The following is a 17090-nucleotide window of genomic DNA, read 5'->3' on the forward strand; positions in this document are numbered from 1 at the left end:
ACCCCTTGAGTGTGGTTTGTTGGTTGTTGTTCAGCGCCGTGCCCCCGCGCTGATGCGCACGGGCTGATCGCCCCAGCCGATTTCCGGAGCGATTTTGGTGATGAAATCGGAGAGGATTTGCTCGTATTCGTGTTGTTTGAATTCGTAGGGCAGTTCGAGCCGCAATTCCCCGACACGCGCAATGATAGGGTCATTGAACAACTGTTCGAGAATTTGCTCCGACGTCCCGACAAGGTCCTGCGGAAACAGGGTCCGCCTGTCGCCCTGCGGTTTCAGTGTGCGTTGATAGCGGCTAGCCGCATATTCAGCATATTTCTTCCGGGTGGCCGCATCGGCGCTATCCGTGGGAACAATGACACGCCCGAGGGATACGCGTCGGAACGCTCCGTCGAGATTCTGGTGATAAGCATCGAGTTGACGCCCCTGAGCTTCATAGAAATTGTCGGTGTTTTCGCCAGCTGTGACATTGCCGATCATCAGATTGAAGCCGTTCTTGCCTGCCCAGCCGACGGATCGCAAAGACCCGCCGCCATACCAGACACGATTGACCAAACCCTCGGCGTGGGGCTGCAGGCGTGGTCGCTGCGGCCCACCCGGTGTCGCGATGAATGTCTCGAGATCAGCAAGGAATTCGCCGCGCAGATTATTGGCAAAACGGATGACGCGCTCGTGAGAAAGATCGAAATCCTTCCAGTTGCCGTCAAATACCAGTGGTCCGAGCAGGTCCGCATGGGCCGGTGTCCCAGCACTCAGACCTATGTTGAGGCGGCCACGCGACAGGACGTCAACGGTCGACAGGTCTTCCGCAAGGCGATACGGGCTTTCGTAGCCAATCTGAATGACCGCTGTGCCCAACTGGATACGGTTGGTTCTCTGTGTTGCCGCTGCAAGGAACACACCCGCAGAGGATATGCCGTGTTCAAGATGCCGCTGCCGCACCCAGCCGCTGTCAAATCCCAGCTTCTCGCCGAATTCCAGCAGACGGAGTGTGTTCTCCAATCCTTCGTGCGGATCGTCGTCCCGATAGTTTCCCGGTGTCAGGAAGCCCACATGATTGATGGAAAGAGAAGTATGCGTCATAGGGAAGACCTTGTTGTTGGCGCTTAAACTGATGGTCGGCCAATCAGATTTTCGGCAAGCCGGGTGGGTTTGTCCGCGATTTGTCGAGGGCTTCGGGGGTAAGCTGCCAGCGCGCGAGTGACTGCGCATATTTACCGTCAGCAATCAGCTCGTTGATTGCAGCTGTCAGGCTATCGGCAATGCCGCTTTCCTTACGGGTGGTGATTGCAACATCTGCAATGAGCGGCCATCCGGCATTCACTGTTCCAACCAGTTTGATCTTGTGATCGATAGCGGCACGATATGCTTGCGGTGCGTTGGGATTGAACTCCGCATCTGCACGGCCAGATTGAATGGCGAGCGCACTCACCGCGTCATCGTCATAATACTGCAGTTCGACAGGCTTCAGACTCCTGGCAACATTCTGCTTGTCCCATTCGAGCAGGATTTTCTCCTGAATGGTGCCGGAACCAGTGATGATCTTGAGTCCCGCAATGTCCTTTGGTTCCTTGATCGAGGTGATCGGACTATCGGCTTTGACGTAGAAGCCATGCAAGCCGAGACGATAGGTGGAGAAATCGAATTTCTCTTTGCGCTGCTCGGTTACGCCCACATTGGAAATGACGGCATCGAATTTTCCGGATTGAAGACCAAGCGGCCAATCTGCCCAGGCGATGGGAACAAGTTCGAGTTTCTTGCCTAGGATATCGGCGATCAACTGCGCAAAGTCAGGATCATAGCCAACGACTGTCTTGGCATCGGTGGCATAGGTACTAAGCGGCGGATGCGCGACGCTGATACCAACGGTGAATGTGTCATCTTTAACGAATTTGAAGCTTGCCGGGATCGTCGCAATCACCTTTTCACTCTTCTCGGCCCGCGGCTTACCGCTTTGATCGGGGCTGAGGTCGAAACCTTCAGCGTGAACCATAGCAAGTCCTGATGCCGTGGCGATGAGAACTGCCAGGGCGAAGGAGATGAAAGAGGGGCGAAGCAACATATTGTATTCCCTTGATATTTTATGTCTTTAGGTGTGGCGGTTTAAAGAACCTTGGCTAGAAACTCGCTGGTGCGCGCATTTCTCGGGCGGTTCAGGACCTGTTCCGGTGATCCGGTTTCAATAACCTTGCCGCCGTCCATGAAAATCACCGTGTCTGCCACTTCCCGGGCAAAGCCGATCTCGTGGGTAACGATGATCAGCGTGGTACCAGAGCGGGCAAGTTCCTTGATGACGTCGAGAACTTCACCCACCAATTCGGGGTCAAGCGCCGATGTTGGTTCATCGAACAGCAGGACCTTTGGTCTGAGAGCAAGCGCCCGGGCGATGGCTACGCGTTGCTGCTGGCCACCGGAGAGTTGACGCGGATAAGCATCAATCTTGTCGCTGAGGCCAACGCGGGCAAGCAGTTCGCGAGCAAGGCTTATTGCTTCGGGGCGGGTGAGGTGACCAAGTGAAACCGGGGCCTCGATGATATTTTCGAGAACTGTCAGATGCGGGAACAGATTAAAACTCTGGAACACCATGCCGATATCAGCACGGCGCTTGAGAATATCCCTTTCCTTCAACTCATAGAGCGTCCTGCCACTTTTGCGATAACCGACCAGCTCGTTGTCGACGGTGATGAAGCCATCATCGACGCGTTCAAGATGATTGATGGTACGCAGAAGAGTGGATTTACCCGAGCCGGACGGGCCAAGAATGGCTGTTACGCTGCCTGCCTTGATATCGAGCCGGATATCATCAAGCACCTTGAGCTGACCAAAGCTCTTGGATACACCCTGAATTTTTACTGATCCCGGTGTACGCCATTTGGCGAGAGGTATGCTGCGGTCGCTGGTTTTGGACGCCGCGACGTTCTGCAGGGACGACACGATCACGGTCTGCGGACGGGCAAGGATCGGTGCGCCAAAGAGCCTGCGGAACAGTTTGCGGAAAATCGGAGCAGGGGGATTGCGCAGCGCACCCTTGGAAAAGTGCCGTTCAATATAGTGCTGGGCTACCGATAAGGCAGTCATGATGATCAGATACCAGACCGTTGCCACCATCAGAAGTGGCACCACTTCAAGATTGCGTCGATAGATCACCTGAACGGTGTAGAAGAGTTCCGGCAATGCCAGCACATAGACCACCGATGTGCCCTTCGCCAAACCGATGATCTCGTTAAAGCCGGTGGGGAGGATCGTGCGCATGGCCTGTGGCAGGACAATGCGCAATGCCTGTCTGCGACGGGAAAGACCGAGTGCCGCCGCTGCTTCCAGCTGCCCCTGATCAACAGACAGAATGCCGCCACGGATAATCTCGGAGGAGAAGGCTGCCTGATTGAGACTGAGGCCGATGAGGGCAGCTGCAAACGGGCTGAGAATCGAGATCGTTGGATACTCGGCGAAGAGAATGTCCGTATAGGGAACACCGATCCGCACAGTTGCGTAGAGGTAGCCGAGATTGTTGAGGATCAGCAGCAGAACAATCAAGGGTATGGAGCGAAGCAGCCAGATATAGGCCCAGGAGAGGCCCGACAGGAGAGGAGATTTTGATACGCGGGCAAGCGCAAGCGCTGTTCCCAGCGCGAAGCCGAGTAGGCTGCCTAAAGCGGTCAGCAGCAATGTGCGTGCAAGCCCCGCGAGAACCGGTGCTGAGAAGAACCATTCGGCGAAGACGTTCCAACCCCATTTTGGGTTCGTCAGGATAGATTGGAGCGTAACAGCAATGATAAGTGCGGCAACTAATGTTCCGAAGAAACGCGCCGGATATTTTGCCTTCACAACCTTGTAGTGCGTGTAATCCTCGGTCGCGGCGGCGGAGGGCTGCGCGGAATGCGCGCCCGAATAGTCTGCTGTAATCGCCATACTTCCAAATTCCCCTGTACAACACTTCTCTGTCGAGAAATCCCGTGAAAGAAAACTTGTACGGGATTACCTTTTACTCGACTGATTTAGTAGTGTTTAAGCGAAACAGTCAAAGACGACAGACTGCGAATTCAGGGTGGTTAGAGAAGCTTTGTTGCAAAGAACAGGATGTATTGAGCATGAATTCCCACAGATGACGCAATCGTGGCGCCGGTCAAATCATCCGGCCTGACGCAGGAGATCACGGTCTGACGTAGCGCCATCTGTTACTTGTGAAAGCTGCGCAGCCAATGCACTGATATCCTTTTCGAAGGGCAGATGGCGATAGGTTTCCGGCGCAGCATTGACATCGAAAAGTGCCGTATAGCCGGAGCGCAGATACAGTTCTTTTGCCTCCGGTTGGCGAAAGCCGGTGGTCAGGTAAATGCGTGTGTAACCTTGGCGGGCGGCTTGTTGTTCCAGTTCGACGACAACTTTGCGCGCGAGCCCCTGCTGGCGAAGATCCGCATGGGTCCAGATGCGCTTGAGTTCAGCGGTATGTTCATCATAACGCTTGAACGCACCGCCGCCAATTGTTTCGCCGTTACGGATCAGGAGCAGGAAAGCGCCGTGGGGAGGGGCGAACAATTCGGCTGGATAACGGCTTAACTCGTTGCGTGCGGGTTCACCATAATAGTTGCCGTAGCGCGTTTCATACTCGACGATCAGCGCTTCGATCAAAGGTTGGGAGCGTTTGTCATTCGGCGTGGTGTAAACAAAAACATCAGTCATGATTGTCTCGCGCTTTTGTCGGAGGGATTTTTGGCAAGATAGGCTTCGGTTAGCGTCACCCAGTACCGGGCGGCTGAAGGCAAGATCTCGTCGTTGAAATTATAGAGCGCGCTATGCAGTGGAGCGCTATCGCCATTGCCGATGAATAGGTAGCTACCGGGCGTTTCCTGCAGCATGAAGGCAAAATCCTCGCTGGCGGAAATCGGGCGGAATTCCTTTTCAATGCGCGCATCACCGAAATGATCAAGCGCCACCTGCCGGGCAAATGCTGTTTCATGAGGATGATTGACCAGCACGGGGTAGCCGCTTGGATAATCCACCTCGGCAACGGCGCCGTAGCTTTCAGCCTGTGCCTTGGCGAGGGTGTTGAGACGGGCCTTGATGGTTTCCCGCACTTCTCTGCGGAATGTGCGCACCGTCAGTTCCAACTCGACACTGTCGGGTATGACGTTGGGCGCGATACCCGCATGGATGGTACCAACTGTAATCACCGCAGCATCCAATGGATCGATGTTGCGGGCCACAATGCTTTGCAGCGCCATGATGAAGGATGCGCTGGCGATAACCGGGTCCACGGTTTCCTGCGGCCTTGCGCCATGGCCGCCCTTGCCGATAATCCGGACCGTCACCTTGTCCACCGAAGCCATGGCGGGGCCCGTGATGAACCCGAACTGACCCGCGGGAACGCCGGGCCAATTGTGCAAGCCGAACACTGCGTCGCAGGGAAAACGCTTGAACAGGCCATCGCGGACCATCGCGCGCGCACCGGCGCCACCTTCTTCGGCTGGCTGGAAGATGACGTTGAGTGTACCGGCGAAGTCGCGTGTTTCTGCAAGATAGCGGGCGCTGGTCAAGAGGATTGACGTATGGCCGTCATGACCGCAGGCGTGCATTTTCCCAGACGTGCTGCTGGCATAGGGTAGGCCGGTTGCTTCAACGATAGGCAGGGCGTCCATATCGGCGCGAATGCCGAGTTTCCTGGGTCCATTGCCGTTTTGCAAGGTGCCGACAACGCCGGTTTTGCCGACGCCTCGGGTCACCTGATAGCCCCAGTCATTCAACTTGTCTGCGACGAGTTCGCTGGTGCGATGCTCGTTGTAGCCAAGCTCGGGGTGCCGGTGCAGATCGTGACGAAGAGCGACCATCTCGTCCAGATAAGTGCCGATCTTTTCCCCAATCCTGTCCGTGTGCTGACCCATCAGAGCGCCGTTTCTTTAACGCGTTGTTTGGCGCCTTGATCCTGTTTGGCGTACCGGCTTTCGCGGAAAGGGAGACCAATATTCTCGCGCAGCGTCGTTCCCGGCAGCACCTTGTTGTGATAGCCGCGTTCTTCAAGCAGCGGCAGGACCTCACGGGTAAAGTCTTCGAGACCTTCGGTCAGAATCTGAAAGCCAAGAATGAAACCGTCGGCCGCTTCGGTATCGACCCAGTGGATGAGTTCGTCGGCAATCTTCTGCGGCGTGCCAGTGAAGGCGTTGCGCGGCGTTGTCACTTCCAGCGCGACTTCCCTCAAGGTTTGGCCCTTTTCCTTGGCGTTACGCTTGATGCGGTCGGTTGTAGAGCGGAAATTGTTCTTGCCGATGTCACCAAGCTCGGGGAAAGGTTCATCCACCGGATAGGCGCTAAAATCATGGTGGTCGAAGAAACGTCCGAGATAGGCAAGGGCCTCGTCGACAGTCACGAGATCGCGGATCACACGGTATTTGGCTTCCGCTTCCTCGTCCGTTGCGCCCACGATTGGTGCGATCCCTGGGAAGATCAGGACATCGCCCGGTTTGCGGCCATGCTCCACGGCGCTCTGCTTGACGCGGCGATAGAAGGTTTGCGCTTCCTCGATCGGCACATGGTTGGTGAACACGCCGTCTGCGTGCTTGCCAGCCAGATCAATGCCGTCATCGGACGATCCTGCCTGGAAAATAACGGGCTGCCCCTGAGCGGAACGACTAATGTTGAGAGGCCCTTCCGAGTTGAAGAACCGGCCATGATGGTTCAGGCGATGCAGCTTGGTCTTGTCGAAGAACTGTCCTGTTTCGCGGTTGCGGACAAAGGCATCATCGTCCCATGAATCCCACAGGCCCTTGACCACCTCAAGGTGTTCATCGGCGATTTCGTAGCGCAGTGCATGATCGGGATGATCGCGGCCATAATTCTTGGCCGAGCCCTCAAGTGGCGACGTCACGGCATTCCAGCCGGCACGGCCGTTGCTGATCTTGTCAATCGAGCCAAACTGCCGGGCAATGGTGAAGGGATCGCTGTAAGAGGTCGAAACTGTACCGACGAGGCCGAGTTTTGACGTAGTCGCGGCCAGCGCAGACAGGATGGCGATTGGTTCGAAGCGGTTGAGAAAATGCGGAATGGACTTCTCGTTGATGTAAAGCCCGTCAGCGACGAAGGCGAAAGCGATACCTGCCTCTTCGGCCTTGCGTGCATTGCGCACGAAGAAGTCGAAATTGACACTGGCATCCACAGGCGAACTCGGGTGTTTCCACGAGTTCATATGACCACCTGCACCTTGCAGCATCACACCGAACGGAATGGGTCGCTTGGTCATTTTGAAATCTCCGTACTATGCAGCGGCAGCGAATTGTGCCTGGGCCAGAAGTTCGATGGACCGGAGGCGCTTCGCGGCGTCATTGATGGGGGTGTCGATGATGAATTCGCCTATGCCATAGCGGCCATGCAGGCGTTCGAGCTGATCTGTAACCGTATGCGCTGAACCACGCAGGACATTGGGCGTCTTCTTCTCGATCCGGTAATTGGTGGCGCCTGCCTGACGGGCGTATTCTTCCGCCTGCTCGACGCTGCCGACGGTGACGCTCTGGCCGTTCTCGATATGAACCTTGAAATGCTGGATGTTGCCCACGAGACGCTCAGCTTCCGCATCGGTTTCGGCCGCTACAATGCCCACTGCCAGTAAAGGTGAGCGATCTGGAGCCTTCTTTCGATAAGCATCGAGTGTCTGTTGCAGCACTGTCTCATCGCCATTCAAGTGGCTGGCAAAGACAAAATCCCAACCTTGGGCTGCAGCAAGTTCAGCACTGTCAACACTGGCGCCGAGAAGGAAGCGGTGGGCGGCCACCGTAGGGAGCGGCGTTGCCCGTACACCGGCAAGTGTATTACCCTCGGGCAAACCCTCCGCAAGGAATGCGCCGAGCTGGGCCAGTTGTGCCGCAAAGTCTTGTTTTTCGGACCGGGGGATGACGCCTTGTAAGGCTCGGGTCGAGTAGGGCAGCCCGCCCGGCGCTTTTCCGACGCCAAGATCTACGCGATCCGGTCCAAGGGCGGCAAGCAGATTGAAATTCTCTGCCACCTTGTAAGGGCTGTAGTGCTGCAGCATGACACCACCAGAACCAACGCGAATGCGTGTTGTGTTGGCGAGCAGGAAGGCAATCAACACTTCAGGGGAGGAACTTGCCAAAGCAGGTGTGTCATGATGTTCGGCAACCCAGAAGCGATGAAAACCCCATTGTTCGGCCTGACGGGCCAGCGCGACTGTGCGTTTCAGCGCAGTGCTGGCCGTCTCGCCATCATGGATTGGACTTTTATCGAGCAAACTCAGTGCATAGCCCATTTTAGGGTATGGCCTCCATTTGATTGAAGTCACGCATCGCCATTGAGCGCTAGGACTCCGTTTCAGAGGCAGTTAGATTTTCCCGAATTTCGGGGGGCGTCAAAGAACGCTTTGCTAAAAAACAGCGGCGAAACTGTATTAATATTCTTCACTTCATTGGTTAAATTTCAACCTGCCACCCTTGCAAGCCGAAATACTGCACGCGACATGGGGATGTGACTTGTATTGGTCTATCAATGAATTCTTCAAATGGATAACAGGCTATAGCATCTGTCTATTGGGCTAATACTGATCCAGTGAGGCATAAGGGAATGACGTTAGAAGCACGCCTTGAGATAGGTTTCTGACAATTTGAATGAGATGGGAGCGGGGCATGCGCAGAAATTCGATCGGCTTCTGGATATTCGTGCTTACCGCAGTTGCCGCGAGCGGCTATCTCTACAGTTTGATAGTATACAGCGAGGGCTATTACATTGGCGCAATATTTGCCCTTTCGATTTGTGCGCCGATTCTGGCTTTCGAGCGCGGCGTTATCTTTCCAAAACTGCGCGCATGGATAAACACATTGCCGACGGCGGGCTTTCTCGTGACGGCATTGGTAGCTGATTATGTGTTGATCAGTTTTGGTAATGCCGTTTGCGGTATAATTCTGTGGTACTTCGGATGGCTCAACGGAACATTCTGGCAGGCCGCGATCCTTTCACCGCAGGTATTGTTCTATACGCTTGGTGTATTAAGCATCATGATATTCATTTTGCGGGTGCGGGATTTGCTGGGCCGCGATATTTTTGCGAACCTTCTCATCAGCCGCTACCGTCAGCCGGTGGCAGAAGAACGCGTGTTTCTGTTCATCGATCTGGTTGGGTCGACAACTTTTGCCGAAGAATATGGAGATCTGCGGGCTCAGCAGTTTCTTGGAGAACTGTTCGCTGCATTTGCCGAGCCGGTCCGGCGTCATCATGGTGCCATTGATGATTATGTCGGCGATGCTGCCATCATCACCTGGCCTATCGATCGCGGCATTAAGGACGCAAGCTGCGTGCGCTGCGTCTTTGATATTCTGGATGGAATCGAAAAGAACACGGCTCAATGGCTGGAGCGATTCGGGCAGGTTCCAGCTTTGCGTGCTGCGCTGCATGGAGGCCCCATCATCACAGCCGAAATCGGGGTCGATCACCACAAGATCACCTACTTTGGCGATACGGTGAATACGACAGCACGCCTTGAAAGTCTTTGTCGGACACTGGAAGCACCGGTTTTGATCTCGACTGACTTGGCACAGCGCATGAGTTTATCCAATGAAATCAAAGCTGATTATCTGGGTTTGCATGGCGTAAAGGGCAGGGGGCAGGCCCTTGGGGTGATCGCTCTGACGCGGTGACAGTCTGGTGTCCAGCTTGCGAGTATTCTCATTCAGACAATTTCTGTCCACAAAGCGGCAAATCGGCCATTTGCACGATGACAGGCAAAGGCCGTTGCGCTATGGTCCGGGCTGTCGAGGGCTTCGGCTCTGTCAGTTTGCGGGAGAGTGTCGTGCATAGAAATATGCAGGCCACCGAAGGGGAAATCGCCCGAAATCTCTCAGGTACCAGGAACCGCAAACCGGGAAGGCAACTCTGGAAAGTCGGGGGAAACTCCGCGCCGAAGGTGTAAGTTCAGTCAGGGGTCCTGGCTGGGCGAGTCTCTCAGGCTTCCGACAGAGGGGCAAAGAAATGTTCCGCTCTATGGCGGAGGTCTTTGCACGTCTCTGGAGTAAAAATGGGCACTGAAGAAAATCTGAAACAACTGCCGCTCGATGATCTGCACAAGGCCGCAAACGCGCGCTTTGGCGGCTTTGCGGGCTGGTCTATGCCAATCACCTATCCGCTTGGTGTGATGAAGGAACATCTGCACACGCGTGAGAAGGTTGGCCTTTTCGACATTTCGCATATGCAGCTGTTCGATGTTGCTGGCGCTGATGCTGCGGCGCTGCTTTCGCGCGCTTGCCCGCTTGATGCGGCTGCGCTGCAGACGGGTCAATCGAAGTACACCTTCTTCCTGAATGATGAAGCCGGTATTCTCGATGATCTGATCGTTACCCGTCTGGGGAATGAGCATTTCATGGTCGTCGCCAACGCCGGAAATGCGGCAGTTGATGAGGCGCACCTGCGCGGTGTGGCCAAGGGATTTGACTGCGAGATCGATGCGCTGGACCGGGTATTCCTCGCCATTCAAGGACCTGAGGCCGTGAATGTGCTGCGCGATGCCGGTATTGCCGGGATCGATCTTGCTTTCATGCATGGATTTGAGCCGAAACCGGGATGGTTCATGAGCCGCTCCGGTTATACGGGTGAAGATGGTTTTGAGATTGGTTTCCCCGAAGCTGACGCGCGCGCACTGGTTAAACGCTTGCTTGCCGATGATCGCGTTGCATGGGTTGGGCTTGCCGCCCGCGACAGCCTGCGTCTTGAGGCGGGCCTGTGTCTGCATGGTCACGATATTACGCCTGATTATGACCCTGTTGATGCTGGATTGCTCTGGGCTATCACCAAGCCAGTGCGCGAGGCAGCCGGATTTATCGGTGCCGAGGCACTCCTTGCCAAGATCGCAACGGGTTCGACCAAGAAGCGTGTTGGCTTGAAACCCGAGGGGCGGCAGCCGGTACGCACTGATGCTGAACTCTTTGATGCTGATGGCACCAAGATCGGGTTGGTCACATCAGGCGGGTTTGGCCCGTCGGCTGGTTTCCCAGTTGCCATGGGCTATGTCAGCAAAGATTTATCTGCGCTGGGTTCCAAGGTTTTTGCCGAGGTGCGGGGCAACCGCATCCCCGTGGAAATTCATTCACTCCCTTTTACTCCACATCGCTACCACAAAGGATAATTGAGATGGCAGCCACTTACTTTACCGAAGATCACGAATGGGTCCGCGTCGAGAATGACATTGCGACAGTCGGCATTACCGACCACGCACAGGATCAGCTCGGCGATCTGGTTTTTGTCCAGTTGCCGGATGTTGGTCAGTCCCTCTCCAAGGGCGATCCCACCGTTGTTGTTGAATCCGTCAAGGCCGCATCTGACGTCTATGCGCCCGTCGACGGTGAAGTCACCGAAGTGAATGATGCGACCACAAGCGATCCATCGCTGGTCAATTCAGCGGCCGCTAGCGATGGCTGGCTGTGGAAGATGAAGCTGTCCAATCCGGACCAGCTGACCGGCCTTCTCGATGAGGCTGGCTACAAAGCAATCATTGGCTGAAGGCATGATGATGAAAGACACCGTATTCCCGTTTGCTGATCGCCATATTGGCCCAAGCACACAAGGCTCGCGCGCCATGTTGGCCGCCCTTGGCATTCCATCGCTGGAAACCCTGATTTCACAGGCCGTGCCGAAGTCGATCCGCCTTGAGCGCCCGCTCGATATTCCCGAAGCCGCCAGCGAAGCTGAGGCTCTAGCGGAACTCGCGGCCAAGATGGGGCAAAACAAGACCCATAAGAGCTTTATCGGACAGGGTTACCACGGCACCCATGTGCCAGCCGTTATCCTGCGTAATCTCTTTGAAAACCCCGCATGGTATACGGCTTATACGCCTTACCAGTCGGAAATCAGCCAGGGCCGGCTCGAACTCTTGTTCCACTTCCAGACGCTGGTGACAGAGCTTACAGGTCTGCCGGTTGCATCCGCTTCACTTCTGGATGAAGCGACGGCTGTTGCCGAAGCGGTCGGTATTGCCTATCGCCATCATCGCGAAAAGCGGGAGCGTATCGTCATCGCAGGTGCTTTGCATCCGCAGACCGTCGATGTGGTCAAGACCCGTGCCGAGCCGCTTGGGATGACCGTCGACGAGGGCGAAATTGATGCGGGTGTTGCAGCAATCATCGTTCCATGGCCGGATACATTTGGTGTTTATGGTGATTATACCTCGGTCATTCAGACAGCCAAGGCCGCCGGGGCGCTGGTTATCGCAGTTGCTGATCCGCTGGCTCTGACAATCACGCCGCCGCCTGCCAAGTCAGGTGTTGATATTGCCGCTGGTTCCATGCAGCGCTTTGGTGTGCCGATTGGTTATGGTGGCCCGCACGCTGCTTATCTTGCTGTCAGCGAAACGCTGACACGGCTTATTCCGGGCCGTCTGGTTGGTCAGTCCGTCGACAGCAAGGGACGGGCAGGTTACCGCCTTGCTTTGCAGACGCGTGAACAACATATCCGCCGTGACAAAGCGACATCCAATATCTGCACCGCACAGGCGCTGCTCGCCAATATGGCTGTATCTTATGCCATCTGGCATGGTCCGCAGGGTCTTCAGGCTATCGCGCGCGGTGTGCATGCACAGGCTTCGCGATTGGCGGCTGCTCTTACGGGCGCCGGACTTTCCATCGCCGGATCGCATTTCTTCGATACTGTTACCGTCACTGTTCCCGGCAAGGCCGCATCAATCGCAGCCGAGGCCGAAAAGAATGGGCGTCTGCTGCGCATTATCGATCAGGACCGGCTGGGCATTACAGTCGATGAAACAACATCGGAAGATGATCTGACGGCGCTAGTTGCACTCTTCGGCGCGACCTTGCCCGCTGAGGGAAAGGTAACCTTGCCCGGCGAAAGGCAGACGGAAGGTTTTATGACGCAGGCCGTCTTTCATCAGCAGCGTTCAGAAACCGAAATGATGCGTTTCCTGCGCCGTCTGGCGGACAAGGATCTGGCGCTTGATCGCGCCATGATCCCGCTTGGCTCCTGCACGATGAAGCTGAATGCAGCAGCGGAAATGCTGCCGGTCAGTTGGAATAGCGTTGCCAATGTGCATCCGTTTGCTCCGGCTGATCATGCGGTTGGTTACAAGTCGATGACCGACGATCTGGAAAGCTGGCTTTCGGAGATTACCGGCTTTGATGCCGTCTCATTGCAGCCTAATGCGGGTAGTCAGGGCGAATATGCCGGTCTTCTGGCCATTCGCCGTTACCATCTAGACCGGGGTGATGATCATCGCGACATCTGCCTCATTCCAGAATCAGCCCATGGCACGAATCCGGCCAGTGCCCATATGGCTGGCATGCGCGTTGTTGTTGTGGCCTGCGAAGAGGCTGGCGATATTGACCTTGAAGACCTCAAGGCAAAGGCGGAACTGCACGGCGCCAATCTTGCGGCGCTGATGATCACCTATCCTTCGACGCATGGTGTGTTCGAGGAAGGCGTCAAGGATATCTGCACAGTCATTCATCAGCATGGCGGACAGGTTTACTTTGACGGTGCCAACCTCAATGCGCTGGTCGGGCTTGCCCGTCCAGGTGATATTGGCGCCGACGTTTGCCATATGAACCTGCACAAGACCTTCTGCATTCCGCATGGTGGCGGCGGACCGGGTGTTGGCCCCATCGGCGTGAAGAAGCATCTGGCTCCGTTCCTGCCTGGACATGTCGCCAAGGGATCGCAGCATGCGGTTTCTGCGGCACCGTTTGGCAGCGCATCCATCCTTCCAATCACATGGATGTATATCCGCATGATGGGTGGTGCGGGTCTCAAACGTGCAACGGAAATGGCTATTCTCAACGCCAATTACATCGCTGAGCGGCTGAAAGGCCATTATCCCGTGCTGTTCAAGGGAAGTAATGGCCGTGTTGCGCATGAGTGCATTCTCGATACCCGTGTTCTCAAAGACAGTGCCGGGATCAGCGTCGAGGATATTGCCAAGCGTCTTATTGATTACGGATTCCATGCGCCGACAATGTCCTGGCCGATTGCCGGTACGCTGATGGTCGAACCGACGGAATCGGAATCAAAGCGGGAAATCGACCGCTTCTGCGATGCGATGATCCTCATTGCCGGAGAAGCCGAAAAAGTTGCCAGCGGGGTCTGGCCGCGTGATGACAATCCGCTGGTCAATGCACCACATCCATCCGGCGACGTGTTGGCCGATGACTGGTCGCATCCTTATAGCCGCAGGGAAGCCAGCCTTCCGGCCGGTGAGAGCGAAGAGAACCCGAAATATTGGCCTCCCGTATCGCGCATCGACAATGTGGCCGGTGACCGTAATCTCGTCTGCTCCTGTCCGCCCATGCAGGCATATAGCTAAGACAAAGCGCCCCTTCCGGATCATTCGGGAGGGGCTTTTTTACCAGTTCGGTGTGAGGCTTAGACTTTCGTCTGCATCGTCATCAGGCATAGGGCCAAGCTCGGGTGCAAGCTGCCGCAACGCCTGTGGAAGTGCTTGTAGATCATTGGCATCGAAGGACAGATGCGGCAGTCTGGTCCTGATCAGGCCAGCAACAATTTTTGCCTGCATCTCGTCGCGCACACGCTTTGCAGCATCCCGATCAGCCCGGCGTGACAGCCATAGCTTGTGCAAGGCAAAGGCGCGCGGATCAGGACAGGTATAGTCTAGCGGATAACCTTTTTCGTCGATAACCACAGTTGAGATTTTAGGGCTGTTGACCAGCCATGTGAGCCCCTCGATTTCAATAGCCTGCAGGTCATCCGCATCGGCACTGAAACGAGCCTTCTCCCGCGTGGACATGCGATCCTTCGGTGTCGGCTTGATCAGGTCGACAAGGAAACCATCGCGATTGGCAGCGCGATATCCATTGCGGGCCATGAGTGCGAAGGAATGATCGATCTTTTGCAAAAGCCCGATCAGGCCCTTGTGCGAAAAGTCTTTGCTGATCAACCGCAGACTGAAGCGCGAGTCGAATAAGAGATCGACATCTTGGGTGGACAAAAGTCCGCCTGATATCTGGACGCCTGCCATACGCTCATAGGCAAAGAGCGCATTGGTGCCGACCACATCGACAGCCGTGCCAATCAAACCGGATTTGCCGAGTGCGCGGATAATGCGTGCTGTCAGAAGCGGGACGCGGCCAAGCGCCATTGCCCGGTTGACAGGTGCCAGTTCATCCAACCGTTTTGCCAAGCGTGAAACGCGGGTTTTCGAGACTTCGCGCCCAGTATGGAACTGCCCGAAGATTGCTTCAGTCTCGGTCGAGTGGGCTCCAAGAGATTTCCAGATGCCGTTCGTCTTCTTGTAGAGATATTCCTTGCCGTTCGTGCTCTTTTTCCAGGACATCGAGCCGGAAAACCGTTGCTCATATTCCTTCAGACTTGCCCGGTAGACATCATAGGCCTGTTCCGTGTCAATCAATTGGCGCACTTGCTCTGAAGATAATTCTCTGAATTTACTCATATTATCCCCGAGTCATCAATTTTATGTCGTGGTAGGGATAATATATCAACACTGGTGAATCAGGAAGTTGATTTCCAAAGAATTATCCCTTGCGTGTTGGAATTCCTATTATATAGGGATAATTAGTTGTTTTTCAATTAGATAATATTACTTCTATCCCGATACGTGATTGTGACTTTTGTAATGGCTTGGTTTGCCCATTGCAGAAGTTTGAGGTTTGCTTGTTAACTAGACACAACAGCAATCCGGGAAGAGTCGAAAGAATCCTATGTTCGATCTGAAAGTTACGAATGCCACCTTGCCTGACGGTCGCACCCATATCGACATTGGTATCAAATCCGGTCGTATTGTTGCCGTCGAAACCAATCTTGGCGGTGAGGCAGGGGAGACAATCGATGCGGACGGGCTGCTGGTTTCACCGCCATTTGTCGACAGCCATTTCCATATGGATGCAACTCTCTCGCTTGGCCAGCCACGCCTTAATGAAAGCGGGCGGTTGCTCGATGGTATCCAGATATGGGGTGAGTTGAAGCCGCTTCTCACTCATGACGCCGTAATTAATCGGGCGCTACGTTATTGCGATCTGGCTGTGACGCAGGGGCTCCTTGCAATCCGCACTCACGTTGACATCTGCGATGAACGCCTGCTGGGCGTGGAAGCGCTCCTCGACGTCAAAAAGCAAGTTGCACCCTATATTGATCTGCAACTCGTGGCTTTCCCGCAAGATGGCTATTACCGCTATCCCGGTGCTGTCAATCTGCTCAAGCGGGCGCTTGATCTTGGTGTTGATGTGGTTGGCGGTATCCCGCATTTTGAGCGTACCATGACGGATGGTACAGCGAGCGTCAAAGCGCTCTGTGAGATCGCGGCGGAGCGCGGCCTGATGATCGATCTGCACTGCGATGAGACAGATGATCCACTATCGCGCCATATCGAAACGCTGGCCTATGAAACACAGCGCCTTGGTCTGGGAGGCCGTTCTACTGGCTCGCACCTGACGTCAATGCATTCAATGGACAATTACTACGTCAGCAAGCTGCTGCCATTGATTGCAGAAGCTGGTGTTGCAGCGATTGCCAATCCGCTCATCAATATCGGCATTCAGGGCCGCCACGACACCTACCCGAAACGCAGAGGCATGACCCGCGTGCCGGAGCTTCTTGCACATGGTGTTACCGTCGCGTTCGGACATGATTGTGTGATGGACCCTTGGTATTCACTGGGTCAGGCCGACATGCTCGATGTCGCCAGCATGGGGCTGCATGTAGCGCAGATGACGAGCCGTGATGCGATGCGTCAATGCTTCGCGGCTGTAACAACGGAGCCAGCCAAAATACTCAATCTCGAAGGTTATGGTCTTGATATCGGCTGCAAGGCGGACATGGTTCTGTTACAGGCAGCAGATACGATTGAGGCTATCCGTCTCAAGGCGACCCGGCTTGTGGTGATCAAGTCGGGCAAAGTCATTGCGCGGACACCGAAACGGGTCAGTACGATCGCGTTGAATGGTCGTCCTGATGCGGTCGATCCGGCAAGCTATGCTCCAAAGCTCAACTAAGATTCTTCAGTTCCATAATTAAGGTTATGCAACTTAGGGCTGTAGCCGCAAAGTTAAAGTGTCCTGTTTCTGCAAAGTAGAAACGTCGCTGTGTCACCTTCTTGTTGAGTGCAACGAGATATGGGATGCGGATTT

The 17090-nt window shown here is 55.1% G+C and carries 13 protein-coding genes and 1 riboswitch; of the genes, 5 read left to right on the forward strand and 8 right to left on the reverse strand.

The features are described 5' to 3' along the window. Positions 1 to 30: 30 nt before the first annotated feature. From BLU05_RS25410 to BLU05_RS25440, 7 genes are all read right to left on the reverse strand, one after another. Complete coding sequence (locus BLU05_RS25410; RefSeq protein WP_091886714.1) at positions 31 to 1080, reverse strand: LLM class flavin-dependent oxidoreductase; 1050 nt, start codon at positions 1078 to 1080, stop codon at positions 31 to 33. A gap of 43 nt (positions 1081 to 1123) precedes the next feature. Further along, positions 1124 to 2059, reverse strand: coding sequence for an ABC transporter substrate-binding protein (locus tag BLU05_RS25415; RefSeq protein ID WP_091886717.1), 936 nt, complete (start codon positions 2057 to 2059; stop codon positions 1124 to 1126). A 41-nt stretch (positions 2060 to 2100) separates the two neighbouring features. Further along, positions 2101 to 3906, reverse strand: a complete 1806-nt coding sequence (locus tag BLU05_RS26600) for an amino acid ABC transporter permease/ATP-binding protein (RefSeq protein ID WP_091886719.1) — start codon at positions 3904 to 3906, stop codon at positions 2101 to 2103. 219 nt (positions 3907 to 4125) lie between these two features. Then, positions 4126 to 4677, reverse strand: a complete 552-nt coding sequence (locus tag BLU05_RS25425) for a GNAT family N-acetyltransferase (protein ID WP_091886722.1) — start codon at positions 4675 to 4677, stop codon at positions 4126 to 4128. Next, positions 4674 to 5876 (reverse strand): M20 aminoacylase family protein, encoded by a 1203-nt coding sequence (locus tag BLU05_RS25430; protein WP_091886724.1) that lies wholly within the window; start codon positions 5874 to 5876, stop codon positions 4674 to 4676. The genes BLU05_RS25425 and BLU05_RS25430 overlap by 4 nt, the downstream gene beginning before the upstream one ends. Next, positions 5876 to 7228, reverse strand: coding sequence for an LLM class flavin-dependent oxidoreductase (locus BLU05_RS25435; protein ID WP_091886727.1), 1353 nt, complete (start codon positions 7226 to 7228; stop codon positions 5876 to 5878). The genes BLU05_RS25430 and BLU05_RS25435 overlap by 1 nt, the downstream gene beginning before the upstream one ends. Positions 7229 to 7243: 15 nt before the next feature. After that, positions 7244 to 8248 carry an LLM class flavin-dependent oxidoreductase gene (locus BLU05_RS25440; RefSeq protein WP_091886730.1) on the reverse strand — a complete coding sequence of 335 codons (1005 nt, stop codon included), beginning with the start codon at positions 8246 to 8248 and terminating at the stop codon, positions 7244 to 7246. 373 nt (positions 8249 to 8621) lie between these two features. Between BLU05_RS25440 and BLU05_RS25445 the strand changes: the two genes are divergently transcribed. The 4 genes from BLU05_RS25445 (at position 8622) to gcvP (ending at position 14293) form a co-directional block, all read left to right on the forward strand. Beyond that, complete coding sequence (locus BLU05_RS25445) at positions 8622 to 9629, forward strand: adenylate/guanylate cyclase domain-containing protein (RefSeq protein ID WP_091886733.1); 1008 nt, start codon at positions 8622 to 8624, stop codon at positions 9627 to 9629. Positions 9630 to 9759: 130 nt separating this feature from the next. After that, a riboswitch (glycine riboswitch) is annotated at positions 9760 to 9856 on the forward strand. 150 nt (positions 9857 to 10006) lie between these two features. Continuing rightward, the gene (gene gcvT, locus BLU05_RS25450; RefSeq protein ID WP_091886736.1) at positions 10007 to 11110 is read left to right on the forward strand and encodes a glycine cleavage system aminomethyltransferase GcvT; all 1104 of its coding nucleotides are present in this window, start codon (positions 10007 to 10009) and stop codon (positions 11108 to 11110) included. 5 nt (positions 11111 to 11115) lie between these two features. Then, positions 11116 to 11484: a glycine cleavage system protein GcvH gene (gcvH, locus tag BLU05_RS25455; protein WP_091886739.1), complete on the forward strand. Its 369-nt coding sequence runs from the start codon at positions 11116 to 11118 to the stop codon at positions 11482 to 11484. Between the two features lie 10 nt (positions 11485 to 11494). Then, positions 11495 to 14293, forward strand: coding sequence for an aminomethyl-transferring glycine dehydrogenase (gene gcvP / locus BLU05_RS25460; protein WP_091886754.1), 2799 nt, complete (start codon positions 11495 to 11497; stop codon positions 14291 to 14293). Between the two features lie 39 nt (positions 14294 to 14332). Here the strand turns inward: gcvP and BLU05_RS25465 are convergent, their stop codons facing one another. Beyond that, a complete protein-coding gene (locus BLU05_RS25465) occupies positions 14333 to 15397 on the reverse strand; it encodes a GSU2403 family nucleotidyltransferase fold protein (protein ID WP_091886742.1) in 1065 nt (354 codons plus the stop codon). Positions 15398 to 15665: 268 nt separating this feature from the next. Between BLU05_RS25465 and BLU05_RS25470 the strand changes: the two genes are divergently transcribed. Next, positions 15666 to 16955 carry an amidohydrolase family protein gene (locus BLU05_RS25470; RefSeq protein WP_091886745.1) on the forward strand — a complete coding sequence of 430 codons (1290 nt, stop codon included), beginning with the start codon at positions 15666 to 15668 and terminating at the stop codon, positions 16953 to 16955. Positions 16956 to 17090 lie beyond the last annotated feature (135 nt).

The organism is Phyllobacterium sp. OV277 (assembly GCF_900104355.1).
Classification (GTDB): Bacteria; Pseudomonadota; Alphaproteobacteria; order Rhizobiales; family Rhizobiaceae; genus Phyllobacterium.